We start from the raw sequence: 25082 nt of genomic DNA, 5'->3' as shown, positions 1-25082 counted from the left end.
CGACCCCCTTGGGACCGGTCGGACCGGGATGCAGAGACACAAATGTTCACTCCCCGCCCCCGCTGCACGAAGCGTAAGCAGGGAGAGCGCTCCGTTAGTCCGGAGTCTTATCCTTTCCGTACGCCGCCTTCCTTCGAGGTCGACCGCTTCCGGTGGAGCCATGCATGGCGACCGTCAAAGACGTTCCGCCGCTGGCGATCGTGGCAGCCACATCAAGCGGGCCTGCATGGATTCCGCGCATGCAACGCGTCATCTCGCCCACCAGAATGTCGCCGCCTATTCCTGCCCGCCAGACGGTCGCATCACCAGCCAGCGAGTTCTCACGTAACAGTTTCAGCAAGCGCTAAGCGCCTGCCAGAGCGAAAGCTCGTCCAATCTCAAGGAAGCCGCAGCCGCCAACCATGTTGCATGCAACATTGCTCGCGCCTCGCCCCAGATCGTCCACCCAGACTTCACCACCCTGGATCGACATGACAGCCGCTCCCAATTGATCGTTCGTGACGTCAGTTAGGATGAACACGGCGAATACTTCCAGATGGAAAGGTCATTCTGCCTGTGAATGTTGTAAACATCTTTACAAACAACCCTGAACATTTGTAAATCAACCCATGAGCAGCAGTCCCGGAACACGCATCGGCCGCATCGTGCGACGCCTTCGTCTGGAAAGAGGATTATCCCAGCAGGCGCTCGCCGCGCGGTTGGGCATTTCCGCCAGCTACCTGAACCTCATCGAGCACGACCAGCGCTCCGTAACCGCGTCGCTGCTTATCAAGTTCACCCGCGCGCTCGACGTCAACATCGAAACCCTTTCGGGAACAGAGGAACAGAAGGTCGAGAACCTTCTGCGCGAAGCCCTGTCAGATCCGGAACTGGGCACCGATCTGGAAGGCTCCGCCCACGAGATCACGACCCTGGCGGCGCAGCCGACAGTCGCGCGCGCGGTGTTGACGCTGCATCAGGCGTTTCGCGCCGCACGACACGATGCGGAGTCGATTTCGCTGCCCGGAGGACGGCGCGTCATTCTCCCGCAGGACGAAGTTCGCCGCATTTACGACGAGCGGATGAACTATTTTCCTGAACTGGAAGCTGTGGCGGAGGCCGTTCGCGCCGACATGGCCCGTGAGCTGGGCTTTTCAGCAGGAGAAGCCTTGCCGCAGGCTGAAACCAACCACGCCATCGCGACAAGGCTGCGCCAGCGTCACGGCGTCATCGTCCGCGTCCTGCCCGTGGACGACGTGCTGCGCCGCTACGACCCATCCTCACGCGTGCTGATCCTTTCCGATCTCGTTCCCCGCGAAAGCCGCGGGTTTCACCTCGCCTTCCAGATGATGCTGTTTGAAGCACGCGAAGCGATCGAGAACGTCATCAAGGACGCCGCGCCAAGTTCGGAAGAGGCGCGGACCTTTCTGCACATCGGCCTTGCGAACTACGCCGCCGGCGCATTGCTGATGCCATACACAGCCTATCTGAACGCCGCAGTCTCCCTGCGCTACGACCTCGACATTCTCACGGTGCGTTTTGGCGTTTCGTTCCAGCAGGCGGCTCAAAGGCTGGCAAGCCTGCAGCGGCCGGGCGCACGAGGCGTGCCTCTGTTTTTCGCGCGCCTCGACCCCGCAGGCAACATCACGAAAAGCTTTTCTTCATGCGGCTTTCCAATGCCGCGCCAGGGTAACCCCTGCCCGCAATGGAACGCCTGCACAGCGTTTTCAACACCCGGAGAGATTCAGGTCCAGATCGGCTCCTTCACCAACGGCATGAGCTACCTTTCGGTCGCGCGCACGATCTCCAGCGGCGTATCCCGCTGGGGCGAGCCAAGGCCAAGACAGACTGTCGCCATCGGGTGCGACGTCTCTCGCGCCAAGGAACTGGTTTATGGAGAGCGCCTCAACCTGGAAGCAAAAGCAACTCCGATCGGCATATCGTGCCATCTTTGCGACTGGGTGGATTGCCGCTCCCGCGCCTTCCCTCCGCTCGCGCACAGATTGACGCCGGACGTCAATCAGCGGGCCGCGTTGCCTTTCCCCTTTGAAGAGAAATAACGACGCGCGGGACAGCGGCGTTCGAGTTGAAGTGACAGGTCCGAGATTTCGTTTTAAAAAAAACGCTGCGATAAAATACAATATTTCAACGACACTCAGTGGCGATAACGCACCGCCTCGACGAACGCTGCGAAGGCGGGCGAGTGAAGCTTTCGGCTGGGATAATAAAGATGATACCCCTCATACTCTGGACACCATTCCGACAGGACTTCCATAAGTCTGCCGTCATCCAGATATGGTTTAGCCAGAACATATGGAACGTATCCAAGACCCAAACCATCCAAAGCGCCTTGTAATACCAACATTGCGTTGCTGAAAGTAGCCTGCCCGAAAACACGCAATGCAAAATCTTCACCTTCGGGGCTACGAAATTCCCACCGAAGGTTTCCTCCAGCAGTTGCCATCCGCATGTTGATACAGTTGTGGCCCCCGAGTTCCTGAGGTGTGTCCGGAACAGGGCGATGTTCAAAATATGCAGGGGCTCCGATGACGCAGAAGCGCCAGTCAGGACCAATGCGCGTAGCCACCATGTCGCGCTCTATGGATTCGCCTATACGTACGCCGCCATCAAAACGCTCAGCGACAATATCAACGAATGCGTAATCCATGCTGATTTCCACACTTATATCGGGATATCGACGGAGGAATTCGGCCAGTTTGGGACGAAACACGAGCTCGATCGCTACATCGACGCAGGTGATCCGAATGGTCCCCGCCGGCTTGTCGCGAAGGGCTGTAATTGAATCGAGCTCGGCCGACACCTGCTCAAACAATGGCCCCATTCGCTGCAACAAACGTTCACCGGCGTTCGTAGTGGCCACATTTCTTGTCGTGCGCGAAAGCAGCCTGAGCCCCAGCTTTTCTTCCAACCCCTTGACCGTATGACTTAGGGCAGAGGGCGTGACGCCTAACTCGGCAGCGGCTCGCGTGAAGCTCCTCTCTCTGGCGACAGTCAGAAAGGCGGTTATTTCGTTGATATGATCGCGTGGCATTGCTGAGCTTATTTCAATGATGCGTGAACTCTATGCACCCTAATCACAGACCGCAAGCTGCGCCTATCTTCCTGCCTGCAAGCCGCGCCATCAGCATGTCACAGACAGGAAGATAACATGGAAATTTTCCGTTCAGGACATAAACCTTCAATGAAAGGTCCGGAGGACTGGTTCACAGGCACGGTCCGCATCGACTCGCTTTTTAACCCGGCGGCCCCGGATCGAGTGCAGGGCGCAAGCGTCACTTTCGAGCCCGGCGCGCGTACTGCGTGGCACACCCATCCACTTGGCCAGACCATCGTCGTCACGTCGGGCGTTGGGCGTGCGCAGCGCTGGGGCGGCGCTCTCGAAGAGATTCGTCCGGGCGACGTCGTGTTTTTCGAGCCCGGAGAAAAACACTGGCACGGCGCCGCGCCTGCCACAGCCATGACCCATATCGCCATTCAGGAAGTCGAAAATGGCAAGGTCGTCGACTGGATGGAGCAGGTCTCGGACCAGCAATACGGCGTCTGACGAGGCAATTTTCGCGAGATAAAAACAATGATTGAAAACAAGGTCGTCGTAATTACGGGGGCGTCTTCGGGCATTGGCGAGGCGAGCGCCCGCTTGCTGGCGCGTCAGGGGGCGAAAGTTGTGCTCGGCGCCCGGAGAGAAGATCGTCTCAAGGCCATAGCCGAATCTATAGAAGCCGAAGGCGGCTCGGCCGCCTTCGTTGCGATGGACGTGACCAGACCAACCGACAACGACGCGATAATTCGCCGCGCTGAAGACAGGTTCGGTCGTGTCGACGTCATTTTCCTCAATGCTGGCCTGATGCCCACGTCGCCAGTTTCCGCGTTGAAAACGGACGAGTGGAACGCAGCTATCGATATCAACATAAAGGGGGTGTTAAATGGCGTCGCAGCGTCCATGCCTCTCTTTCTGGAGCAGAAATCGGGGCAGGTCATCGCTGTTTCTTCCGTCGCAGGACTCAAAGCCTATCCGGGCAGCGCCATTTATGGGGGCACCAAATGGTTCGTTCGCGATTTCATGGAGGTGCTTCGCATGGAATCCGCCATGGAAGGCTCCAACATCCGCACATCGACCATCTATCCGGCGGCGATCAATACAGAACTGCTAGGCGGCATCTCTGATCCAACCGCGGCTGCAGCGATGAAAAATCTTTACAGCCAGCACGCCATTTCTCCCGAGCGGGTTGCAAGCGTGGTTTCATTTGCGATCGACGCGCCTGAAGACACCAACATAAACGAATTTACGATTGGTCCAACCAGCCAACCTTGGTGAGGTGATTCATGCCGCATGTAATTATAAAACTGTGGCCCGGGCAGTCCGAGCAAAAAAAGCTGCGACTTGCCGAAGCCATAACGGAAAATGTGACTACCATTCTTGGTTACGGAAATGACGCAGTGTCGATCAGCTTCGAAGAGGTTCAGCCGCCTGACTGGCACAATCAGGTTTACCTGCCTGACATCGTTCAGAAAGAGAGCCATCTTTACAAAAAACCTGGCTACTCCATGTAGCCGGGTTTCAAAACATCGATAACGCCCTCTTTCTACAAAGGCTGAAATGGCGGATCGACTGGTCGTTTAGGGTCGATCGCTGAGCATCAATCCAGACACTCCATCAATCTTTTCAAAGTCTTGCGGAACCCACTGGATGACGGCCAACGTCGTTATATGACCCTATACCATCGACCATTATGCTCGACAGAATGACGCCGCCCCCATTCGCCCGGTGACTCGTATAAAAATAAACTACAGAATCCCGATGACTTTCACGCCCAACACCGCCGCGTTTGGAATTCGGCTGGTGCCACCGGGCCGAAAGACATATTCGAACTCCGGCTGGACGAGCAAACCGTGCATGGCGTCGATACCGTAGTTCACCTCGATCACCGATGTGGTTTTCTGCGGACCCGTGACGGTGGCGCCCAGACTGAACCCTGCATCCTCGCGAATGCGCTGGCCGGTCTCCAGCCTCGGGCTGACCCGGTAATAGTTGTATAGCACGCCCAGACGATCGTGATTTCGTCCGGGAATCAACCCGGCAAACGACGCTCCCGCCCACGCTTCATCCGAATAGATCGAATTGCGCGGCGTGTTGTGGACATACCCTGCCAGAACATAGGCGCCGTCCATCTGCGTCACGCCGCCGCTGCGATAAATCATCTGGTCAAACAACACCCAGACCGAATCTCTTTGCGACGTGCGCGCGAGCACACCATTCGCTTTCGCCAGAGCAGGCGATAGCTTCCCGATGTTATCGGCATAGATCGAGGTGTCGTGCATGTAGCCGACCTTGTAATGCCCGACGAGTTTTTTTGATCCGAAAAACGGTTGCCACGTGAATTCCACGGGGAATGCCGCACCGGTAGTCTCTTCGCCAGCCCACGCCCAGCCGCTGATGTCGCTTGCGGTCGGGCGAACCTGGTACGCGCCGAATTGAAGCACTGTGTCGCGCGTCGGACGCATCCGAATACGCGCGCCCCATGACGCTTTCGGATAGACGCTGAGACCCGCGTCAAGCTTCAATGCGACTGGAGCAGAGCAGAGCAACATGAAGGTGCAGATCAGCGGAGAGGTCGCGAAGTCGGTGCTAAGCGGCATACGGCCAAAAATAATGTCGACCCGATTGTTCAGGAGCCTTTTTTCGGCGTAGAGAAACCCAAGATGCGCCGCCGAATTTCCTGAAAGACCGTATATCTCTCCATAATTTATGTAATAATCGCCGAGCTTTTGCTTACCGACCGAGCGGCCTGCCCGCTCAAGGATCAGGCCATGTACGGACCAGCCATCTAATCCGAGCATTTTCTTTAGATCGAGGTCCACGCGGAAGTTGACCTCGTGTATATACTCCATCCCGCGCTCTTTACCGCCACTGGCGACGCCTAGCGCTTCGGCCTTGTACGACATCTGAAATCCAATGCCGTAATTGCCCAATTTTTGCCTGAAACCGTTCAAAGACGGCAACAGATGCTGGGTCGTCGGAGACGGCGCGAAATATTGGTCCTCCAGCAACGTATTACGGTGCGCATCCCATTGCGGCGGAAAAAATCCCGAAAAAACTTCGGGAGAAAACATTGGAGCTATTTCAATTTTATTCGGCGGTTGCCCCGACGTAGCCGACGGAATCGTAATGATCCGTGTAACCCGGTCTCCGGATAATGTTCGTGCTGGGCTGGCTGGATCATGATCGACAGGACCAGTAGCCCATGAGGTGTGAGCGTGCACGGCAAGGTCCGTGCTTCGACCTGCAACGGGGAGAGCCTCCTGCGCCTCTGCAGTTCCAGCGAACAGCCCCATTGCAGCTACGACGGTTGGGACAAAACGCGGACGTGCGGGGGCACTGCGATCTGGCTTCTGGCTCGCCGGATACGAATTTCCAGCGGCGAGTGCGCCGATTTCCGTTTTCATTTTTGGCCTTGCGCCCATTTTTTGGGCTTGTTGCTTGTTAACTACTTTCCCGCATACGTCAGATAAAGTTTCATCTCAATTGTGTGATTGCGTTGAACATCCATCCACATTACGTATATGTAATGGCGTCACGGCCACCCCGCTCATAAAGTTAAAAGGCTGAAATCGACTCTGAAATACTTTGACTTGAATACGATAAATTTAGAAAAACTTACGTCCTCAGAAAATAAACATTTCGACTCTCTTGGCCGCTGGAGAATGACCTGCCGTTAAATCAACCCTTCAGGCGCCCGAAGACGAACTTCCTTCGGACGGATCAAGACTGGCCACTTACTCCGTTCGAAATTCCATTTCCAGACGCCTCCTGGACCACATGCGCTCCACGCACGGGACGCACGAAGCCAACGATCGCGCTTAATGATCGCCTCATCAGGAACGGGAGGCTTTATTGTCTGCCTTCAACTTCAAGTTTTACATTCAAAAGAAGCGAACCATTTACCTGCTCGAGCCACTCCGCAGATACAGCCTTGTTTTTAGTAACCGTCGCTCAACTGCGCGACGCGGCATAGTCGACTGAGTAGCTATAATGTAGCGGCGACAATTCGATGCAAGACCAGTCGCGACGACAAATCTACAGTCTCAGCAACGTCTCCGATCGGCGAAACAACCGTCGCCGTATCGGCGTTCAATATCTGAATCCTTACAATCCGCGGAACGAGACCCTCTCCATATAAAAGCGCGCGATCTCCCGAGTGCAAAGCGGCGTCGGGCGCCATGACGAGCAAACTGTTGTCGCGAAACACCGGTTCATAATCTGCCGTATCGAGGCGCACTGCATAATCATGCGGACCGCAGCCAGTGGTCGGCGCAGCGATCTCACCCCATGAAGACGCAGAGGCGTCATGCCGACGGCGCGCTACGACATTCCCGCGAGGTCTCCCTACAGGCAAAAACGCACGATCAAAAAGTCCTGCGACCGCGAGATGCGAGAACGACGTCGCGCGCAGCAAGGCGTGTTCCGGCAAGCCCGTCTGCGCGCCTGGCGTGACGTTTCCTCGCGCCGCTCCTTGCTCCATTGCTTCCCCAAACCTCGCCAAGGAGATCTCCGCGATATCGAGCAAGCGAAACACCGTATCCATCCGCAGCCAGCGTCGGCGGCCGTCAGGGGCGAAACGCTTTGACGGATTCAACGCAGTGGGGTCCAGCCCTGCGGCCTTCGCCAGACCCGACACGCTCAGCCCACGCTCAGCCGCAGCCAGATCAAGCAGTTCCCAGAACGCCTCCCAGCGCATGCCTTCCGCCGCTTGCGGAGACTCATCTCTCTCGTAACCTCCGGCGCTTCTCCCGAGCCGGCGTTCCGTCATGAAGCGAGTTTCAGAATTTCTGAGCGGCGCCGGGCTTCGCCCTCCGGCGTGGCACGAAATCGCCCATCCGCGCCCATACACGCGAATCCAAGCCCCTCAAGCCGCTCGAGGCATGGCTGGTCCCTCAGCCCGGTCGGCCTGCCCAGAGAACCGGAGAGGCAGAGCCGATGCAGCGCCGATCGACAACAGGTTTCAAGGTAAGGTTCGTCCCACATGTCCGGAACATCCGAAATCACGCGGCGATAGGCAACTGGCAATCTCGCAGCGACAGCTTCCAACACGAAGCTCGTCTCAAAATTAAATATAAATTACAACAAAACATGTCAAACTTGGCGCAGAAACAGCAGTTGATAGTGTGAAACCGCCAACAGACCCCCGGCATCGATCCGTCGCAGAAGGAAGGGAGCCACTCTCCGTGCTTTCAAAAACATCTATCAGAACTGTTCGCCCCGGAGCCGTCGCCGCTCTAATGCTGGGCCTCGCCACGCTCGCGGCCTGCGCCTCCCCTCAGGAGATCGTCTCGTCCAAGGAGGATCACCTCTCGGCCGCAGGGTTCGTCGACCAGCCTGCGAACACGCCCGAACGACAGGCGATGCTGCGCTCATTGCCGAGCCACCGGTTCGTTCGCCGAACCAAAGGTGATTCAGTATTTTACGTCTATGCCGACCCGACCGTCTGCGCCTGCCTGTATGTAGGCAGTCAGGACGCTTACGGGCGTTATCGCCAGTTTCAGCAACAGCAAAACCTGGCCGATGAGCAGGCGATGTCAGCGCAGGAATACGACAACGCAAGTTGGAACTGGGGCGCATGGGGACCGGGATTTGGTCCGGGGTTCATGTATGGCCCTGGCTTTGGCTGGTGAAAGCGACCGGGCGTCCGTCATACCCGGCGGACGCCGTCAGACGTCTCCGGCGATATCCCGCCAGGCCCGCTCAAGCTCCTTCGCGAAGCGCCTGAGCACGTAACGCTCGGTTAGAAGGCCAACAATCTCTCCACGACACGACCCGCCCAGCACCACGAGCGCTGGCGCGCGGATGCGTTCAAAAGTCGCAAGCGCGTCGCGAACAGGTTCATACGGTCTGAGCACGGCGCCGGGGTCTGTACGCAAAAGCCCCAGCAACTCGTCTTCCGGCAGGCCGATCGCGTTGTAGGCGTCCGCTGCGACAAGCCCAGCATATTTTCCGAGTTCATCCGTGACGATGACATGCCGGGGCTGAAGCCCCTCAAAACGTCGACGCGCTTCGCCAACAGACGCGGTCATGGCGATAACCGGCGGGACTTTCTGCATGACGTGCTCAACAGTCAGACTGCGTACCCGCCCGACGTCCACGGCGGAACGGATGCTCTCGCCACGCAGGTGAAACCGCCAGGTCGCGAATGAATAACCAAACCAGCGCCGGGTCGCGAAAGATGACGTCAACGCCGAGATCAGCACGGCGACCGTCAGGGGAAAGCTGCCGGTCGTCTCCAGAGCCAGAAAGATCATCGTCATTGGACCGCCGATGACGGCCACAGCCAACGCGCACATCCCCGCCATTGCACAGACCTGAACCGACACCGGGTCGATCCCGATCAACGCCAGAACATCGCCGTACATCGCGCCATTCAGCACGCCCAGATAGAGCGAAGCGAAAAACAGGCCGCCGCGGAACCCCGAACCTATGGACACCGCCGACGCCAGAGCCTTCAGAAGAAACAGCCACGACGCCCGCCCGAGCGTCAGACTCTCCATCAATCCGGCGCGCATGGCCATGTGACCAGACGACAGCACCGTCGGCGATAACAGCGCCAATCCACCAATGACCGCGCCGCCCAGCGCGGGGCGGCTCCAGACGGGTAAACGGGTCCGGTTGAACCCGCTCTCGATCAGCGTAACCACACGCATCAGCGCAATACCAGATAACGCGCAGAACGCGCCCAGACCGGCGATGGGCAGGCAATCGCGCAGCCGCAGCGCCGACGGAGGCGCTAAATGTAGTGGTGGAATCACGCTGCACGCGACCGTCGCAACGCCTGTCGCGCATATCGAGGCGAGCGCCACCGGGGCGAGATTGGCCATCGTGTAGCTGCCGATCACCAATTCGAACGCATAAAACGCGCCAGCCAGCGGCGCGTCGAATGCGGCGCCTATGGCGCCAGCCGCGCCGCACCCGACCAACAGCCGCATGTCCGCCCGATGCACACGTAAAAAGCAGCCCAGCCGCGCGCCTGCCGCAGAAGCCAGTTGGGTGAAACCGGCCTCCAGCCCGATCGAGGCGCCCGAGCCATTGGAGATAATTGTCTGGATCGCGATCAGCACACTCTGTCGAAGCGACATCCTGCCGCCATGAAGCGCGTTCGCTTCGATCGGATCGACCGGGCGCGGCGGCAGGCTGCGCCTGATCGCCACGCCGAACAGCCCCAGAGCCAGCCCTCCGATCGCCGGGACAGCGCAACGCCACGACACCAGAGCCGTAAGCCCGGATAGCCGCCCTCCGGGCGCCCCGAACAGAACAGCGTGCGCCAGCAACGTCGCATGGGTCATCGCCGCCACGACCAGCCCGGCCAACGAGCCGACCAACGCCGCAAGAGCAAGCAACCAAAGAGAATCGACGCGTACCAGACATCGGATATTGCGGAGCGTGCGAGCGCCGGGGACGAAGTACCCATCAAGCACCAGTTGCAGCGCGCCTGAAAATCTGTGACGGCGGCCAACTGGACGTCCACGCGAACTGTCCCGGATCTCCTCTTCAGGCAGAAGATTAGTCGCCTCGCCTGCCTCTGTTCCAGCCTTCGCGGCCATACCCGCTGCTTCCCCGCACTGCGTTCGCGGGCCATCTCAACCGGAGTTCGTAATGACGGCCTCCACCCGGCTTCCAGCCCAGCACGCTTCCCCTGACATACACTCTCACTCTGACACACGCACCTTTTGTTGATCAGAAGCGGATCAACGTCTCGACGAATGTACAATGACGCTCCGCTTATGTGACGTGACAGACGCTCCCGGAGAGGCACAATCGCATCTTCGCTCGAGCGAGAGCTCCGGGTTTTCGACGATTCCTTACCGCTGAACGGCAGGACGCCTGATCATGACAGCCACCCCCACCATCCCTCCGACCATGCAAGCCATCGTGCTCGATCAACCCGGCGGCCCCGAGGTCCTGCATCTCGGAGAGGAGGCTGTTCCAACGCTCCGTCCCGGCGAAGTATTGGTGCGCGTGTTCGCCAGTGGCGTGAACCGACCGGACGTCATGCAACGTCAGGGTATTTATCCGCCTCCGCCGGGCGCCAGCCCCTTACTCGGCCTCGAAATCGCTGGCGAAGTCGTGGCGCTCGGGCCGACTGCGGACGATGCCCCTCCCCCGGCGCTTTCCATCGGCGACCGCGTCTGCGCCCTGACCAATGGCGGTGGCTATGCCGATTATTGCGCCGTTCCGAGCGGTCAGTGCCTGCCCTGGCCGAAAGGGTTCGACGCAGTGCGGGCCGCCGCCCTGCCAGAGACGTTCTTTACGGTCTGGACGAACTTGTTCATCACAGCAGGGCTTCGCGCTGGAGAGCGCGTCATGATCCATGGCGGCTCCAGCGGCATCGGCACCACGGCGATACAAATAGCGCGCGCTTTCGGCGCGGAGGTCTACGCCACGGCTGGAAGCGCTGAAAAATGCGCCGTGTGCGAAACGCTCGGGGCCCGAGCGATCAATTACCGTAATGAGGACTTCGTTGAACGCATCGGCGCACTGACGGCTGGAAAAGGCGTGAACGTCATTCTCGACATCGTCGGCGGCTCGTATCTCGATCGCAACCTGCGCTGCCTGTCAGAAGAAGGGCGGCTCGTAATCATCGCCCTTCAGGGCGGACCGAAGGCGTCGGAGGTCGGGCTCGCCCGTCTGATGACAAAACGTCTTACCATCACCGGCACGACACTTCGTCCCAGAGATTCGGCGTTCAAGGCGCGCGTGGCGCGGGAATTGCTGAAAAACGTCTGGCCCAAACTTGACGCTGGCGAAATCGCACCGCTGATACATGCGACATTCCCGCTCGCTCACGCGGCGGCGGCGCACAGGATGATGGAAGACGGAACGCATTCCGGAAAAATCGTCCTGCTGCATGAAGCGGAGCTCTGAAAATCATGCTGCTTGACGTTATCGAACGGAAACCTGAATCAGGCGGCGGCTTGTCTAAGCCTCCGGTCGTGTTTCTGCACGGGCTGTTTGGGCGCGCCAGAAATTTCGGATTTTTTCAAAGACGGATAGGGGAATTCAGACGAACTCTGGCGCTCGACCTGCGCAACCACGGCGACAGCCCCCACGGCCCCGCAGATTATCCCACGATGGCCGAAGACGTCTACGAGACGTTGAAGGCGCACGATGCAATACCCGCCGTGATCGTCGGGCATTCGATGGGTGGCAAAACGGCCATGATGTTGGCGCTTCGCCATCCAGCGGCCGTCGAGCGCCTGCTTGTGGCGGATATCGCCCCAGGTGCAGGCGGCTTTCAACAGAACCACACGCTGGCTGCGGCTCTGGCCGCCCTGCCCTTCCCTGCGTCGCTGAACCGCACCGAGGCGGACGCGCTTCTGTCCCGCGTCATTCCGGAAGCCGACGTTCGGAACCTTATGCTTCAAAATCTCCGTCTGGGTAAAAACCCGGGATGGACGATAGGAATACATGAGATCGCGTCCGCCATGCCCGAGATCGTAGGATGGCCGCCCGTGCCGCAAGAAACGAACTTCACCGGGCGCACGCTTTTTGTTTCTGGCGGCAAATCCCGGTATATACAGCCGTCGAATTACCCGGAAATGAAGCACTTGTTTCCGCACTATCATCTGGAAACCATTCCTGATGCGGGGCACTGGCTTCATGCCGAAAAACCAATGGAATTTTTGAGTATTCTTGAAGGTTTTCTGAACGAACTCGCTCTCTAAGCTTTCACGTATTCAAAAATCGAAACTCCCGATCGTTCGGGCTATACGCCTTGCGCCGCGTCGTCCGGTCACACGCTCAAGCTGAGCCGGACGATCGCGGCGCCGCGCCTAACGCGACATCAAACCTCTTGCGCTAAGTTTCCTTCCAAAGCACTCCGATGAGGCTAGTGACGCCGCTTTTCAGCGATCTAACACAAATCCGTCCATATCGATGAAAGCATAGCCTTACTCAAGGCGAGCATAGCCCTTGCGTGGACGAAGAGTATCCACGGACGCAACCGGTTTCGTCTTTTCGTGTGGCTTCGTGGCCTAGGACACGACGCTATGCAGGCAGTTTTCATTCTTTTGAGAGAGAAAATCCCCTATTTTTTCATCGAATACATGGATTTTTACGTTGTTTCGACCGGCGCGTTTTGCTTCATAAAGAGTGCTGTCGGCTTCTGTATACAAACGCTTTATATCACCTGATAAGGTGCCCAGCGTCAGCCCCATGCTGACTGTCGCCCGAAGTCTTCCGGACATATTGTCGCGGCAGTGAATTTCAAATTTTCTACGAATTTTTTCGGAGATTCCGTAAGCTTCCGAAGGGGTGACGCCGCACATCAAAATTGAGAACTCTTCTCCGCCGAACCTCGCCGCGATCCACCGGTCGTGCAGAGTATCACGCACGACGCAACCGAACGCCGCTATAACAGCATCGCCAACGCCATGGCCAAATGTGTCGTTAATTCGCTTAAAATGATCGAGGTCGGCTATCACCAGTGCGATTGGCTCATTCCTGTCTCTCTCTGCGTTTCTCAGCGCCTGCAAAGCGTGATCAAATCCATCTCGATTCAGAAGACCAGATAATTTGTCGGTATGAGCCTCTCGCCTGAGTTCCATCATCTGATCAACTGCGATGGCAATAAGGAGATTAAGCGCCACTGCAACTGAAATCATAATTTGGGCAAAAATAGTCGTCGCCCAGTATAAGGACTCATGAAACGCCGAGAAATTGTCGGAAAACAGCACCCTCAAAAGAATTGGTCGAATAAAATAATTCGCAGAAACCAAAAAGCACAAAACAAACAATATATTGTCTATGACATGCTTTCTTTGAGCTTTACTCATTTTGAAAGCCGTCAATAAGGAAACAGAGCCTAACGCAAAGTTCACGTTATAAAGCCTGCAAGTCAAACAATTATCAACAAATGACGCCACAGAATACGAAATAACCATCAACAAAAATATCAAAGAATATAGAAGAAAAGGTATTCCAACTTCGTATCGAATTATTATAGACGCCGACATTAGTATAGAAGAAAGAAGAAATCCTATATTTGCGATAAGAGACAGTGCGCGATACTCTGGGCCAATCAGCTCCGCCAAAATAAACGCAGCCGTCATTACCGCGTAACAATATGCCGCCAGCTTTGGGTACACCTGTGAGCGGTTATGTCTCCACAAGAGACCGAACGCCACGGCAAGCAGGAGACTTACGCCTGGGTTCAAGAGTGACGCGAAGAAATGCGCCCCAAGGCTAGGTGGCATGGCCTGATTGTGCTCCTGCAGAACAAACCTTAGACACACGCTTCACGTCCAAAGCGCAAGACCGAAAACAACACGGAATGTCAATATGCCACACTTTAAAATCTAAAAATTCTGGATTTATATAATAAACAAATTACTTAACCGTTGATGCGATGAGGTTTTATTTTCGATTATCGTGAAAATAAATACGAACAGAAAAACAGTCGGTATAGCGTGGTTTCACTGCGTTTTGTCCGAATAAAACTACACGAGTAAATCGGAGAATTTCAATATAAAAAAAGCGGCGCATCGTAATGCGCCGCTCCAAAATCAAGGAAAAACAAAGAAAACGCCATCACACGAACATTAAAAATGAAGTGCTCCGTCGTATGCCGCCAGCACCGCCTCATGCATGGATTCGGAAATAGTCGGATGCGGAAACACCGTTTCCTTCAACTCAGCTTCCGTCAACTCCCCGCTCCGGGCGATCACGTAGCCCTGAATCATCTCGGTGACTTCCGCGCCGATCATGTGCGCGCCAAGAAGCTCTCCCGTCTTCGCGTCGAACACCGTCTTCACCAGCCCGTCGACTTCGCCCATGGCGATTGCCTTGCCGTTACCGATGAATGGGAAGCGGCCCACCCGGACTTCATACCCCGCCGCCTTCGCCTTTGCTTCCGTGTAACCCACTGAAGCGATCTGCGGTCGGCAATATGTGCAACCAGGAATTTTTGTCGCGTCAATCGGGTGGACGTGGCGACCGGCAATAGATTCCACACACATCACCGCCTCATGGCTGGCCTTGTGCGCAAGCCATGGCGCGCCTGCGACGTCGCCGATGGCGTACACGCCTGATTCGCCAGTCCGACACAGTTCGTCGGTGACGATGTGTGTTTTTTCGACCACGATCCGGGTGCCCTCAAGGCCGATATTCTCGACGTTGCCGACGATTCCAACAGCCGAGATCACGCGATCGAAGGTCAGGCTATGCGTCTTGCCGCCTGCTTCGATATCGACGTTGACCTCCAAGGAGCTTTTCTTCAAAGGCCCAACCTTGGCGCCCGTGAGAACCTTCATTCCCTGTTTTTCGAAGGCCGTGCGCGCAAGCTTGCTAATCTCTTCATCCTCGACAGGAAGAACGCGATCAGCGACCTCGACCAGCGTCACCTCGGAGCCCATGTTGCGATAAAACGACGCGAATTCCGTGCCGATCGCACCTGAGCCGATAACCAGCAACCGCTTGGGCAACTCTTCCGGAACCAGAGCCTCTCGGTATGACCAGACGAACTTGCCGTCGGGCTCCAGCCCCGGCAACGCGCGCGCGCGCGCGCCTGTCGCAAGAATTACGTTGGTCGCCGTCAGAACGGTTTTCGCCCCATCCTTCAACGTCACTTCAATCTTGCGCTTTTTACCCGAAACGCCGGAGAGCTTCGCAAGTCCGTCGAAAACGGGAACCTTCGCCTTCTTCAGCAGATGCGCTACGCCCCCGGAGAGTTGCTTCGACACGGCACGAGAGCGCGCAACGACCTTCTGGAAGTCAAAACGAGGATTGTCCGCAGCGAACCCGAACTGCCCGAGATCATGCAGCAGGTGGTTGATTTCCGAAGCGCGTAGAAGCGCTTTTGTCGGAATACAGCCCCAGTTAAGGCAAATACCCCCGAGGTGATTGGCCTCCACAACGGCGACCGACAGTTTCAGTTGCGCCGCGCGAAGGGCCGCGACGTAACCGCCGGGGCCGCCGCCGATGACGACAAGATCGAACTCGGTGGTGCTCATGCCTGTTTCCTGGCTGATTCTTGAGAAAACGGGATCGGTTGAGATCCCCGCCCCCGGCGTCGACTACAGCACGCCGCCCGGGGACACTTCATGTTCAGATGACGAGCGCGATCGGATTTTCGACGATCGAACGCAACGTGGACATCCATTGCGCTCCCAACGCCCCGTCCACCACGCGATGGTCCGCAGACAGGGTCGCCGTCATGACCGTCGCGACAGCCAGAGCGTCTCCCTTGACCACGGCGCGCTTTTCACCGGCGGCGATCGCCAGGATTCCAGCTTGCGGCGGGTTGATGATCGCAGAGAACGACGTGACGCCGAACATGCCCATATTGGAGATCGAGAACGAGCCTCCCTGAAACTCTTCCGGTTTCAGCTTGCCTGCCCGGGCGCGGGCGACAAGATCCTTGGTCTCGTTGCTGATCTCGCGGAGCGTCTTCTTGTCAGCCTGCCGGATGATCGGAGTGATCAGACCGTCGGGAATCGAAACCGCGATCGATATGTCGACGTCATTGTATTGGATAAGCGCATCTTCCGTGAAGGACACGTTCAGTCCGGGAACACGGCGGAGCGCGAGAGCCGCCGCCTTCACCAGCATGTCGTTGACCGACAGCTTGAATGCATCCGGCCCATCCTCCGGAGAAGCCTTGTTCAACTGCGACCGCAGCGCAAGGAGCGCATCCAGTTGCATGTCGATCGACACATAGAAATGCGGAACCGTTGTTTTCGATTCAGTAAGACGTCGCGCAATCACCTTACGCATCGACGACAGTGGCGTGCTGATGAAACCACCAGGCGCAACAGGAGCGGCGGCCCCTTTTGATGCCGCGGCTGGCGCTGTTTTCGCAGCTTCAACGTCACGTTTCACGATGCGTCCATTCGGGCCAGAGCCCTTCACGTTCGCAAGGTTGACGCCAGCGTCTTTCGCAATCCGCTTCGCCAATGGCGACGCAAAAACTCGCCCTGCAGGAGCAGATTTCGTGGGCGCGTTCGACGCGGCCTGCGGAACCTTGGCTGCAGGCGCCGCAGCCGCCTGCTCAACGGCAGACTTTTCCTTCGGCGCCTCTGCCACAGCATTACCCGACGCCGTCGCGTCAGGAACAGCTTCGCCGTCATCCACGAGAATAGCGATCGGCGCATTCACCGCCACGCCTTCGGTCCCAGCTGGCACAAGAATGCGTCCGAGCACACCCTCGTCAACCGCCTCGACCTCCATCGTCGCCTTGTCGGTTTCGATTTCCGCGATCACGTCACCGGAGGAGACTTTGTCGCCCTCCTGCTTGAGCCAACGCGAAAGCTTGCCCTCCGTCATAGTCGGCGAGAGGGCCGGCATCAGGATATCGGTAGCCATGATGTCTCCTCAGACCAGCTTGCGGACGGCGTCTACAACCCAGTCAGGCTGCGGCAGCGCCAGTTTTTCCAGATTGGCGGCGAAAGGCATCGGCACATCGACGCCCGCAACGCGCACCGGCGGCGCATCCAGCCAGTCGAATGCGTGCTCGATGATCTGCATGACAATTTCCGCGCCGATACCTGCGAAGGGCCAGCCTTCCTCCACCGTCACCAGACGGGAGGTCTTCTTCACGCTCTCCACGATGGTCGCGATATCCAGCGGACGGATGGAACGCAGGTTGATGACCTCCGCATCAATCCCCTGTTCCGCCAGAATATCCGCCGCAGCCATTGCTGTTCCAACGGAGATCGAAAAACCGACCAGCGTGACGTCCTTGCCGGGCCGTTCGATTTTCGCCTTTCCAATCGGGAGAATGAAATCTTCATCGACAGGACACTGGAATTTGTGCCCGTAGAGCATTTCGTTTTCCAGAACGATCACCGGGTTCGGATCGCGAATGGCCGCGCGCAGCAGACCCTTCGCATCCGCCGCCGACCACGGGGCGACAACTTTCAGGCCGGGAACGTGCCCGTACCAGCTCGCATAACATTGCGAATGCTGTGCGCCGACACGCGATGCGGCGCCGTTCGGGGCACGGAAGACGATGGGACAACCCATCTGCCCACCGGACATATACAGCGTCTTCGCTGCGGAATTGATGATGTGGTCGATGGCCTGCATCGAGAAATTCATCGTCATGAACTCGACGATCGGACGCAGCCCCGTAAGCGCGGCGCCCGTCGCCATGCCCGTGAAGCCGTGTTCGGTGATCGGCATGTCGATGACACGCCCTTCGCCGAACTCGTCAAGCAGTCCCTGCGACACCTTGTAGGCGCCCTGATACTGACCGACTTCCTCACCGATCAGGAACACGTCCGGATCGCGTCGCATTTCCAGCGCCATGGCGTCGCGCAGCGCTTCGCGGACGGTGATTTCGCTCGTCTCACCCCAGTCCTTTTCAGGTTCAGGCGCAGATAACGCAACCGGAGCGGCTGCAGGTTTGGACGACGTGGCGGACTCCGCCGCTGCTTCGACTTTTTCCGGCGCGGCAGAGGGCGCAGCCGACTGTGCGGCGCCACCCGCTTCGGGAACGCTCTCCCCGTCAGAGACGAGAACGGCGATCGGCGCATTCACAGCCACGCCTTCGGTTCCCTCAGGCACAAGAATACGACCAAGCACGCCTTCGTCGACAGCCTCGACCTCCATCGTCGCCTTGTCGGTTTCGATTTCCGCAATCACGTCGCCGGAGGACACTTTGTCGCCCTCTTTCTTGAGCCAACGGGCGATCTTGCCCTCGGTCATGGTCGGCGAAAGCGCCGGCATCAGAATATCGGTGGCCATTACGCTTACGCCTCTACCAGCACGTCTGTGTACAGTTCCGCCGGATCAGGCTCCGGGCTCGTTTTTGCAAATTCCGTGGCGTCAGCGACGACGGCCTTGATGCCATCCTCTACGGCCTTCAGTTCGGCTTCCTCGACACCCGAGGCGAGCAACTGATTACGAACGTGATCGATCGGATCATGCTTCTGACGAATTTCGTCGACTTCGCTGCGCTGACGATATTTCGCCGGATCGGACATGGAATGACCGCGATAGCGATATGTCGACATCTCCAGCAGGTACGGCCCGTTGCCTGCGCGACAGTAGGCTACGGCCTCCCGGGTTGCTGCGTTGACGGCGGAAACATCCATACCGTCAACCTGCTTTCCCGGAATGCCCCAGGGCTCGCCGTTACGCCACAAATGCTGGGAGGCTGCAGAAGACCGCTCGACGCTCGTCCCCATGCCATAACGGTTGTTCTCGATCACGAACACGCAAGGCAGTTTGTGCAGGGCGGCAAGATTGAAGCTTTCGTACACCTGCCCCTGATTGGAAGCGCCCTCGCCGAAGTAGGTCATCGAGACCTCATCCGTACCACGGTACTTGTTGGCGAAGGCCAAGCCTATGCCCAGCGCAACCTGCGCGCCCACAATGCCGTGGCCGCCGTAAAAATTCTTCTCACGCGAGAACATGTGCATCGAGCCGCCCTTGCCGCGCGAATACCCGGTCGCGCGGCCGGTCAGCTCCGCCATGACGCCGCGCGGGTCCATGCCAGCCGCGATCATCTGACCGTGGTCACGGTACGACGTGATGATCTTGTCGCCTTCCTTGAGCGCCATCTGCACGCCGACGACGACCGCTTCCTGCCCGATATACAGATGGCAGAACCCGCCGATGAGTCCCATGCCGTAGAGCTGGCCGGCCCTCTCCTCGAAACGACGAATCAGAAGCATGTCGTGAAAGGCGCGCTTGAGGCCTTCCGTGTCGAGCGAGGGGTCGTTCCGTCCCGCTGCCAGGTTGGACGTGGGGGTATCAGCCATAAAAAACGCTCCACTCGTCAAAATATATCGTGCGGGCAACGCAGCGCGCCGCCCGCGTGTCGGGATTTTCAGGAACCCGTAAAATCGCCGGACCGTCCGCCAGATTTTTGCACAAGACGTATATCGCCGATACGCATTGAGCGATCCAGAGCCTTACACATGTCATAAACTGTTAGTGCGCTGACGCTTACGGCAGTCAACACCTCCATCTCGACTCCGGTTTGGCCGCAGGTTTTGGCCGTTGCTTCGATTTCGACAGATCCAGGCGTTACCTCAAGCGTCACCTTAACCGAGGTCAACATTATGGGATGACAAAGCGGAATCAGGTCCGAAGTGCGCTTCGCAGCCATCACACCTGCGATACGGGCCGCCGCGAGCACGTCACCTTTCGGTATTTCGCCAGAAGACAAAAGCAGCGCGACTTCCGGCGCCATACTCACGCGACCACGGGCCACCGCAACGCGCACGGTCTCCTGCTTCCCCGAAACGTCGACCATGAGTGCCCGGCCACGCGCATCGAGGTGCGTGAACCCATCCGGGTCAGCCCCGGACTCGGAATGATCTGAAGACATTATGTCAGCGCTCCGCCTGACCGGACGTGAGAGACGTCGCGCTGTCAGCCCTGACCAAGCAACGCTCGCGCGGCGACGCCCGGATCCTCGTGACGCAACAACGATTCACCCACAAGAAAGCCGCTGGCGCCGACCGATCCAAGACGGACGACATCCTCATGCGTGCCGATGCCACTTTCCGACACGATAATCTTGTCAGGCGGCACCAGCGGCGCGAGCCGCATCGTCGTTTCCAAATCCGTGCGAAGCGACTTGAGGTCTCGATTGTTGATCCCGATCAGGGAGGTGTCGAGAGCCAGAGCACGCGTCAACTCCTCCTCGGAGTGCACCTCGACCAGCACATCAATGTCGAGGCCGCGCGCATGATCCACAAGTTCGGCAGCCTCCACGTCCGTGAGGATCGCCATGATCAGCAACACGCAATCCGCGCCGATCAGTCGCGTCTCGTAGATTTGCCACGGATCGAAGATGAAGTCCTTCCGCAACACCGGAAGGTCGCAGGCCGCCCGGGCCGCCTTCAGATCTTCCACATCGCCGTGAAAGCAGGAGCTTTCCGTGAGGATCGACAGGCAGGCGGCGCCCGCCGCTTCGTATGACTTCGCGATGGCGACCGGATCGTACGGGTCGCGCAACAATCCGGCCGACGGCGACGCCTTCTTGATTTCAGCGATCAAGCCCGGAAGCTGGTCCGCCGTCTTCTCCTTGAGAGCTCGGCCAAACCCGCGAGGCCCAAACTCCGTCTCACGCGCCTTCGCCGAGATGTCCTTCAGAGACATCAATGTCGAACGATGCGCCACCTCGATCCGGGAGCGCGCGACAATGCGGGCCAAAACGTCTGGTAGCGAGGAATTACCCTCCCCCGACGCCTCAACAGGCGCCTCATTCGGCGTCTCGTTCATCATGTCCCTGATCTCGCATTTGAAACTGTAATTCGGGTCGAACGCAGCTCGAAACCGCTCCCACCCATAGCGAAAGTCGCGTCACCAACTGTCACGAACCGCTCCCGCCCCGGTCGCTCGCAACCTCAGTTCTGCCCCTGCGGGCAGCCTGAAGACTGGATAGCGCCGCGCCATTGTCGATCACATGCGCCGCAAGCGCAACGAGTTCCCGTAAAGCCTCCGGGGCTATGCGGCCTGCCTGCAGCACCACGCCACGTCCCGCCACATGCAGCGCGCACGCCGCGTTGAGCAAAACAGTGTCCCTGTAAGGTCCATGGGCGCCCTTGAGCAACGCCAACAGCGCTTCCGCGTTTTCGACCGGACCACCGCCTGCTATCGCTGATATGGGCGCAGAAGGCAGGCCCGCCATATCCGGCGTGAGAATCGTGCGAATAATTTCGCCGTTCTCCAGAGCTGCTATCTCCGTAGGGCCAGACAGCGTGACTTCGTCGACGCCCCGGGACGGAACACCCGGCCCAGCACCCGGAACGTCGCCGCAAACAGCCCACACACGCTCGGACCCAAGGTCACGCAGCGTCGTCACGACCGGCTCAAGCCACACAGCTTCAGGAACCCCGACGAGCTGCCGCGTCACGCGCGCCGGGTTGGCCAGAGGCCCGACGAGATTGAATAAGGTTCGCACGCCCAGCGCCCGGCGAGCGCCTGCGGCATGGCGCATGGCCGGGTGATGGGATGGCGCCGCCATGAAGATGAGGCGCCGATAACGCAGCTCCGCCCCAAGGGTCGCGCAGTCGCTTTCAAGCGGCACCCCGAGCGCGCCCAACACGTCTGACGCGCCGGACAAGGAGGACAACGCCCGGTTGCCATGCTTGGCGACGGGAACACCCAGGGCCGAGACGACGAACGCCACAGCCGTCGATACGTTAAGCGTCCCGTGGCCGTCCCCGCCTGTGCCGCATACGTCGATAGCGCCCGGCGGTGATTCCTCAATCGCCAACATGCGGGAGCGCACGGCAAGTACCGCGCCGAGCAGTTCTTCCTGACGCTCACCCCGCACCCTGAGTCCCATCAGGAACGCTGCGATCTGCGCCTCGCTAGCCGCGCCATCCATGATCAGACCAAAGGCGTCACGCGCCTCGTCCACGGAAAAGGGGCGACCGGTGGCCACGGCGGCCAGAACCGGACGAAAGGGATCGGCGGCCGTAACCGCAACGTGACTCGCGCCGCTCATACGGGACGCACGATGACGGTTCGCCGGGAGCGAAACTCTGACATTACCCGTGCAGCCTCACGCCGCCTTCTGCGTCGCACGCCATCCGCGCGCAGACGCTAGAAAATTCGCCAGTATGTCGCGCCCATGCTCCGACGCTATACTTTCAGGGTGAAACTGCACCCCATGGATCGGCAGCGCGCGATGGCGCAACCCCATGATCACGCCGTCGTCAGTCCACGCGGTTTTTTCAAGCGCGTCTGGAAACGTCGCCGGATCGACAGTCAGGCTGTGATAGCGGGTCGCGAGGAAAGGGCTGGGCAGGCCCGCGAATACGTCGGCCCCGTCATGGAACACCCTGCTCACCTTGCCGTGCACCGGACTCGGAGCCCTGATCACGTCTCCGCCGAAGACCTGACCAATCGCCTGATGGCCAAGACACACGCCGAATATGGGAATCATGCCCCCAGCCTGACGGATCAGGTCGCAGCAGACGCCTGCCTCATTGGGCGTGCACGGGCCGGGAGACAGCACGATAGCCTCCGGCGCCAGCGCAATCGCCTGGTCGGCGGTCAGCGCGTCGTTACGGCGGACGTCGCAGACTTCACCCAGTTCGCCCAGATAGTGGACAAGATTGAAGGTGAAGCTGTCGTAATTGTCGATCAACAGGATCATGCCTTTATGATGGCGATCCCTCGGCCTCCGGTCAAACCCCTCCGCCATGCAGCTCACGCTGATCCGGTGGTTGACAGAATCCGATCAGGCGATCGCATTGGCGACAACCACCAGCATCGGAAATGAGCGCCCACCGTGCCGACGAAGCCCAAGCCCGCCAGCCCTCGTCCCCGCGTTTATCTTGCCGGGGATCTTGTCTTTCGCCCGAACGCGGAGAGCCTGTTCGCCACCCTTAAGGCCGTATGCGCGACACACGGACTGGAAGGCGTAGCGCCGCTGGACGGGCAGATCGACCTCAGCGGATTGCCGCCCGGCCTTGAAACGACGCTGTCGATTGTCGCCGCCGATCGCACCCTTATGGATTCGTGCGACGCGGGGATGTTTTGCCTCGATCCGTTTCGCCGTGCCGCCGACATGGACCCCGGCACCGCCGTTGAGATCGGCTACATGACGGCGCAGGGCAAAGCGCTCGAAGGTTACACCGTTGATGGTAGATCCTATCCCGACAAGGTGCGCGACTACTGCGCCCGAGCCTGGAGCGAGCGCCTGCGTCTTCGCCAGACGACTGGCGGCAGCGGCGCGTGGGAGGATGCGGACGGTCTGATCGTTCATTCGGAAGGCATGGTGCAGAACGGGATGACGGAAGGTTTCATTCGCCTCTCCGGCGGCTCCGTCCATGTCGCGCCAACGCTTCCGGAAGCGTTGGCTATTGCAGCCTCGGCCCTGGCGAGGCGCCTTGCGATCTGACGATTATCGATACGACCTTACAACAGATTATAGCCGGTATGTGTAAACCGATTATCTGTCATTGAAAAATTTCATATAAGCCTTGATGCTTCTTCGTCGCTGGCTGGCGAGGAATCAGCGCGGACTTTTCAAAATGACCACCGCACAGGACAACATCCCCCGGGGCCTAGCGCTCTGCGCGCTTGGCTATCTATGTTTTTCCATGCAGGACGCAACGGTGAAGTGGTTGGTCGCCACTTATTCCGTGCCGGAAATCCTGCTCTTTCGAAGCTTCGTCGTCGTGGCGATCGCCTGCCTCATCGGACGCCGCCAGGGTCTGACGCTGTTCAGGCCCCGCAACCCGAGCGCCATCCTTACCCGCGCCTCGCTGATGCTGATGGCGTGGTTCTCTTACTACTCCGCCGCGCGTTCACTCGGCCTGGCGGAACTGACGACGATTTACTTCGCCGCTCCGGTCATAACCGTCGCACTGTCGGTCTTCGTGCTGAGAGAGCGCGTCACCGCAGGCCGCTGGGCGGCGGTGCTCGTCGGTTTCACCGGCGTCCTGACGGCCGCCGCGCCGCACGGCGAAATCTCTGACCTGACGCCCGCACTGGCGGCGTTTTTTGCAGCGATCTGCTGGGGTATGAGCTCGATCCTGATCCGCGTCATAAGCCGCTCCGATTCAACGGCAAGTCAGATTGTCCTTACGAACGGCTTCTTTGCAGCCGCATGCGCGGTCGCATTGCCATGGATGTGGCGGACGCCTGATCTCGCGGCCCTCGCCATGATGCTGGGTCTGGGAGTCGCCAGCGGCTTCGGCCAGTTCCTTCTTTACGAAGGCTTCCGCTACGCACCTGCGTCTGTCGCCGCTCCTATGGAATACACCGGGCTGATATGGGCGTTCGTCTACGAATACCTGATCTGGAACGACGTTCCGCACGCCAATGTATTTGGCGGCGCGCTATTGATCGTCGGCGCGAGCCTGACGCTGGTATGGTCGGAACGTCAGCGCAGGCGCGGCTTTCGCGGCGCGACGATATCCAGTCCCAACACAGCGCCTCAATAAGACGCTTTCGTTTCATTAGTTACGGGGTTGGGACGGCGCAGGCTCAACCATATGCAGCGGATCAAGCGAAGCCGCGTAAACGACAATCGTCCGTCCATCTGACTCACGTCTCTACGGGAGTTAGGGGTGAACTGACAAACGCTCCTTGGGGTAGGTTTGGCACCATACTCAGGCAGCACTCA

25 protein-coding genes are annotated in these 25082 nt (G+C 58.7%); 9 read left to right on the top strand and 16 right to left on the bottom strand.

Annotated elements, in window-relative coordinates; translation table 11 throughout:
• Positions 1-94 precede the first annotated feature (94 nt).
• Both HK28_RS00570 and HK28_RS13885 read right to left on the bottom strand, forming a co-directional pair.
• Positions 95-340: a hypothetical protein gene (locus HK28_RS00570; protein WP_086642669.1), complete on the bottom strand. Its 246-nt coding sequence runs from the start codon at positions 338-340 to the stop codon at positions 95-97.
• A 3-nt stretch (positions 341-343) separates the two neighbouring features.
• The gene (locus HK28_RS13885) at positions 344-520 is read right to left on the bottom strand and encodes a hypothetical protein (RefSeq protein WP_158093339.1); all 177 of its coding nucleotides are present in this window, start codon (positions 518-520) and stop codon (positions 344-346) included.
• Between the two features lie 88 nt (positions 521-608).
• Between HK28_RS13885 and HK28_RS00565 the strand changes: the two genes are divergently transcribed.
• Positions 609-2039 carry a short-chain fatty acyl-CoA regulator family protein gene (locus HK28_RS00565; RefSeq protein WP_086642668.1) on the top strand — a complete coding sequence of 477 codons (1431 nt, stop codon included), beginning with the start codon at positions 609-611 and terminating at the stop codon, positions 2037-2039.
• Positions 2040-2134: 95 nt separating this feature from the next.
• Here HK28_RS00565 and HK28_RS00560 read toward each other — a convergent pair whose 3' ends face one another.
• A complete protein-coding gene (locus HK28_RS00560; protein ID WP_086642667.1) occupies positions 2135-3031 on the bottom strand; it encodes a LysR family transcriptional regulator in 897 nt (298 codons plus the stop codon).
• A 117-nt stretch (positions 3032-3148) separates the two neighbouring features.
• Here HK28_RS00560 and HK28_RS00555 point away from each other — a divergent pair, with 117 nt between their 5' ends.
• The 3 genes from HK28_RS00555 to HK28_RS00545 are packed head-to-tail and all read left to right on the top strand — an operon-like array spanning position 3149 to position 4551.
• Positions 3149-3544, top strand: a complete 396-nt coding sequence (locus tag HK28_RS00555) for a cupin domain-containing protein (RefSeq protein WP_086642666.1) — start codon at positions 3149-3151, stop codon at positions 3542-3544.
• Positions 3545-3571: 27 nt separating this feature from the next.
• On the top strand, positions 3572-4315 hold the full coding sequence (locus tag HK28_RS00550) for an SDR family oxidoreductase (RefSeq protein WP_086642665.1): 744 nt from the start codon (positions 3572-3574) through the stop codon (positions 4313-4315).
• A gap of 8 nt (positions 4316-4323) precedes the next feature.
• Positions 4324-4551 carry a tautomerase family protein gene (locus HK28_RS00545; RefSeq protein ID WP_086642664.1) on the top strand — a complete coding sequence of 76 codons (228 nt, stop codon included), beginning with the start codon at positions 4324-4326 and terminating at the stop codon, positions 4549-4551.
• Positions 4552-4785: 234 nt separating this feature from the next.
• Here HK28_RS00545 and HK28_RS00540 read toward each other — a convergent pair whose 3' ends face one another.
• From HK28_RS00540 to HK28_RS14200, 3 genes are all read right to left on the bottom strand, one after another.
• Positions 4786-6444: a carbohydrate porin gene (locus HK28_RS00540; RefSeq protein WP_233140270.1), complete on the bottom strand. Its 1659-nt coding sequence runs from the start codon at positions 6442-6444 to the stop codon at positions 4786-4788.
• Between the two features lie 581 nt (positions 6445-7025).
• Positions 7026-7808 carry a hypothetical protein gene (locus HK28_RS00535; protein WP_086642663.1) on the bottom strand — a complete coding sequence of 261 codons (783 nt, stop codon included), beginning with the start codon at positions 7806-7808 and terminating at the stop codon, positions 7026-7028.
• Positions 7805-8023, bottom strand: a complete 219-nt coding sequence (locus tag HK28_RS14200) for a hypothetical protein (RefSeq protein WP_086642803.1) — start codon at positions 8021-8023, stop codon at positions 7805-7807. Before HK28_RS14200 ends, HK28_RS00535 begins: the two co-directional genes overlap by 4 nt.
• A gap of 200 nt (positions 8024-8223) precedes the next feature.
• Between HK28_RS14200 and HK28_RS00525 the strand changes: the two genes are divergently transcribed.
• Positions 8224-8670, top strand: a complete 447-nt coding sequence (locus tag HK28_RS00525; RefSeq protein ID WP_233140269.1) for a hypothetical protein — start codon at positions 8224-8226, stop codon at positions 8668-8670.
• Positions 8671-8706: 36 nt separating this feature from the next.
• Here the strand turns inward: HK28_RS00525 and HK28_RS00520 are convergent, their stop codons facing one another.
• Positions 8707-10590, bottom strand: a complete 1884-nt coding sequence (locus tag HK28_RS00520; protein WP_086642661.1) for a chloride channel protein — start codon at positions 10588-10590, stop codon at positions 8707-8709.
• A 286-nt stretch (positions 10591-10876) separates the two neighbouring features.
• Between HK28_RS00520 and HK28_RS00515 the strand changes: the two genes are divergently transcribed.
• Together HK28_RS00515 and HK28_RS00510 are read left to right on the top strand one after the other, a co-directional pair.
• Positions 10877-11911: an NAD(P)H-quinone oxidoreductase gene (locus HK28_RS00515; protein ID WP_233140268.1), complete on the top strand. Its 1035-nt coding sequence runs from the start codon at positions 10877-10879 to the stop codon at positions 11909-11911.
• A gap of 5 nt (positions 11912-11916) precedes the next feature.
• Positions 11917-12711 (top strand): alpha/beta fold hydrolase, encoded by a 795-nt coding sequence (locus HK28_RS00510; RefSeq protein ID WP_086642660.1) that lies wholly within the window; start codon positions 11917-11919, stop codon positions 12709-12711.
• A 309-nt stretch (positions 12712-13020) separates the two neighbouring features.
• Here HK28_RS00510 and HK28_RS00505 read toward each other — a convergent pair whose 3' ends face one another.
• The 9 genes from HK28_RS00505 to HK28_RS00465 form a co-directional block, all read right to left on the bottom strand.
• The gene (locus tag HK28_RS00505) at positions 13021-13821 is read right to left on the bottom strand and encodes a GGDEF domain-containing protein (RefSeq protein ID WP_158093338.1); all 801 of its coding nucleotides are present in this window, start codon (positions 13819-13821) and stop codon (positions 13021-13023) included.
• Between the two features lie 765 nt (positions 13822-14586).
• Positions 14587-15996: a dihydrolipoyl dehydrogenase gene (gene lpdA, locus HK28_RS00500; RefSeq protein WP_086642658.1), complete on the bottom strand. Its 1410-nt coding sequence runs from the start codon at positions 15994-15996 to the stop codon at positions 14587-14589.
• Positions 15997-16090: 94 nt separating this feature from the next.
• Positions 16091-17347 carry a pyruvate dehydrogenase complex dihydrolipoamide acetyltransferase gene (locus HK28_RS00495; protein WP_086642657.1) on the bottom strand — a complete coding sequence of 419 codons (1257 nt, stop codon included), beginning with the start codon at positions 17345-17347 and terminating at the stop codon, positions 16091-16093.
• A 9-nt stretch (positions 17348-17356) separates the two neighbouring features.
• A complete protein-coding gene (locus HK28_RS00490) occupies positions 17357-18730 on the bottom strand; it encodes a pyruvate dehydrogenase complex E1 component subunit beta (protein WP_086642656.1) in 1374 nt (457 codons plus the stop codon).
• A 5-nt stretch (positions 18731-18735) separates the two neighbouring features.
• The gene (gene pdhA, locus HK28_RS00485; RefSeq protein WP_086642655.1) at positions 18736-19749 is read right to left on the bottom strand and encodes a pyruvate dehydrogenase (acetyl-transferring) E1 component subunit alpha; all 1014 of its coding nucleotides are present in this window, start codon (positions 19747-19749) and stop codon (positions 18736-18738) included.
• Between the two features lie 68 nt (positions 19750-19817).
• Positions 19818-20321 carry a cyclic pyranopterin monophosphate synthase MoaC gene (gene moaC / locus HK28_RS00480; RefSeq protein ID WP_086642654.1) on the bottom strand — a complete coding sequence of 168 codons (504 nt, stop codon included), beginning with the start codon at positions 20319-20321 and terminating at the stop codon, positions 19818-19820.
• A gap of 44 nt (positions 20322-20365) precedes the next feature.
• A complete protein-coding gene (gene trpC / locus HK28_RS00475) occupies positions 20366-21220 on the bottom strand; it encodes an indole-3-glycerol phosphate synthase TrpC (RefSeq protein ID WP_086642801.1) in 855 nt (284 codons plus the stop codon).
• A gap of 91 nt (positions 21221-21311) precedes the next feature.
• The gene (trpD, locus tag HK28_RS00470) at positions 21312-22451 is read right to left on the bottom strand and encodes an anthranilate phosphoribosyltransferase (RefSeq protein ID WP_086642653.1); all 1140 of its coding nucleotides are present in this window, start codon (positions 22449-22451) and stop codon (positions 21312-21314) included.
• A 57-nt stretch (positions 22452-22508) separates the two neighbouring features.
• Positions 22509-23105 (bottom strand): aminodeoxychorismate/anthranilate synthase component II, encoded by a 597-nt coding sequence (locus tag HK28_RS00465; protein ID WP_086642652.1) that lies wholly within the window; start codon positions 23103-23105, stop codon positions 22509-22511.
• A gap of 135 nt (positions 23106-23240) precedes the next feature.
• Here HK28_RS00465 and HK28_RS00460 point away from each other — a divergent pair, with 135 nt between their 5' ends.
• Both HK28_RS00460 and HK28_RS00455 read left to right on the top strand, forming a co-directional pair.
• Complete coding sequence (locus HK28_RS00460) at positions 23241-23852, top strand: nucleoside 2-deoxyribosyltransferase (protein WP_086642651.1); 612 nt, start codon at positions 23241-23243, stop codon at positions 23850-23852.
• A 133-nt stretch (positions 23853-23985) separates the two neighbouring features.
• Entirely contained in the window at positions 23986-24900 is a 915-nt protein-coding gene (locus HK28_RS00455; protein WP_086642800.1) for a DMT family transporter, read from the top strand.
• Positions 24901-25082: the final 182 nt, after the last annotated feature.

The organism is Acetobacter sp. DsW_063 (genome assembly GCF_002153745.1).
Taxonomy (GTDB): domain Bacteria; phylum Pseudomonadota; class Alphaproteobacteria; order Acetobacterales; family Acetobacteraceae; genus Acetobacter.
This window is presented reverse-complemented; position numbering and strand designations above follow the sequence as displayed.

Bases quoted from the DNA above. Each gene is read 5' to 3' on its own strand.
- trpC (WP_086642801.1), bottom strand. From the start codon at position 21,220: ATGAACGAGACGCCGAATGAGGCGCCTGTTGAGGCGTCGGGGGAGGGT.
- HK28_RS00495 (WP_086642657.1), bottom strand. From the start codon at position 17,347: ATGGCTACCGATATCCTGATGCCGGCCCTCTCGCCGACTATGACGGAG.
- HK28_RS00455 (WP_086642800.1), top strand. From the start codon at position 23,986: ATGACCACCGCACAGGACAACATCCCCCGGGGCCTAGCGCTCTGCGCG.
- HK28_RS00465 (WP_086642652.1), bottom strand. From the start codon at position 23,105: ATGATCCTGTTGATCGACAATTACGACAGCTTCACCTTCAATCTTGTC.
- HK28_RS00490 (WP_086642656.1), bottom strand. From the start codon at position 18,730: ATGGCCACCGATATTCTGATGCCGGCGCTTTCGCCGACCATGACCGAG.
- HK28_RS00560 (WP_086642667.1), bottom strand. From the start codon at position 3,031: ATGCCACGCGATCATATCAACGAAATAACCGCCTTTCTGACTGTCGCC.
- moaC (WP_086642654.1), bottom strand. From the start codon at position 20,321: ATGTCTTCAGATCATTCCGAGTCCGGGGCTGACCCGGATGGGTTCACG.
- HK28_RS00510 (WP_086642660.1), top strand. From the start codon at position 11,917: ATGCTGCTTGACGTTATCGAACGGAAACCTGAATCAGGCGGCGGCTTG.
- HK28_RS00535 (WP_086642663.1), bottom strand. From the start codon at position 7,808: ATGACGGAACGCCGGCTCGGGAGAAGCGCCGGAGGTTACGAGAGAGAT.
- HK28_RS00540 (WP_233140270.1), bottom strand. From the start codon at position 6,444: ATGAAAACGGAAATCGGCGCACTCGCCGCTGGAAATTCGTATCCGGCG.
- HK28_RS00545 (WP_086642664.1), top strand. From the start codon at position 4,324: ATGCCGCATGTAATTATAAAACTGTGGCCCGGGCAGTCCGAGCAAAAA.
- trpD (WP_086642653.1), bottom strand. From the start codon at position 22,451: ATGAGCGGCGCGAGTCACGTTGCGGTTACGGCCGCCGATCCCTTTCGT.
- HK28_RS00515 (WP_233140268.1), top strand. From the start codon at position 10,877: ATGACAGCCACCCCCACCATCCCTCCGACCATGCAAGCCATCGTGCTC.
- lpdA (WP_086642658.1), bottom strand. From the start codon at position 15,996: ATGAGCACCACCGAGTTCGATCTTGTCGTCATCGGCGGCGGCCCCGGC.
- HK28_RS00505 (WP_158093338.1), bottom strand. From the start codon at position 13,821: ATGAGTAAAGCTCAAAGAAAGCATGTCATAGACAATATATTGTTTGTT.
- HK28_RS00565 (WP_086642668.1), top strand. From the start codon at position 609: ATGAGCAGCAGTCCCGGAACACGCATCGGCCGCATCGTGCGACGCCTT.
- HK28_RS00555 (WP_086642666.1), top strand. From the start codon at position 3,149: ATGGAAATTTTCCGTTCAGGACATAAACCTTCAATGAAAGGTCCGGAG.
- HK28_RS00520 (WP_086642661.1), bottom strand. From the start codon at position 10,590: ATGGCCGCGAAGGCTGGAACAGAGGCAGGCGAGGCGACTAATCTTCTG.
- HK28_RS14200 (WP_086642803.1), bottom strand. From the start codon at position 8,023: ATGTGGGACGAACCTTACCTTGAAACCTGTTGTCGATCGGCGCTGCAT.
- HK28_RS00550 (WP_086642665.1), top strand. From the start codon at position 3,572: ATGATTGAAAACAAGGTCGTCGTAATTACGGGGGCGTCTTCGGGCATT.
- pdhA (WP_086642655.1), bottom strand. From the start codon at position 19,749: ATGGCTGATACCCCCACGTCCAACCTGGCAGCGGGACGGAACGACCCC.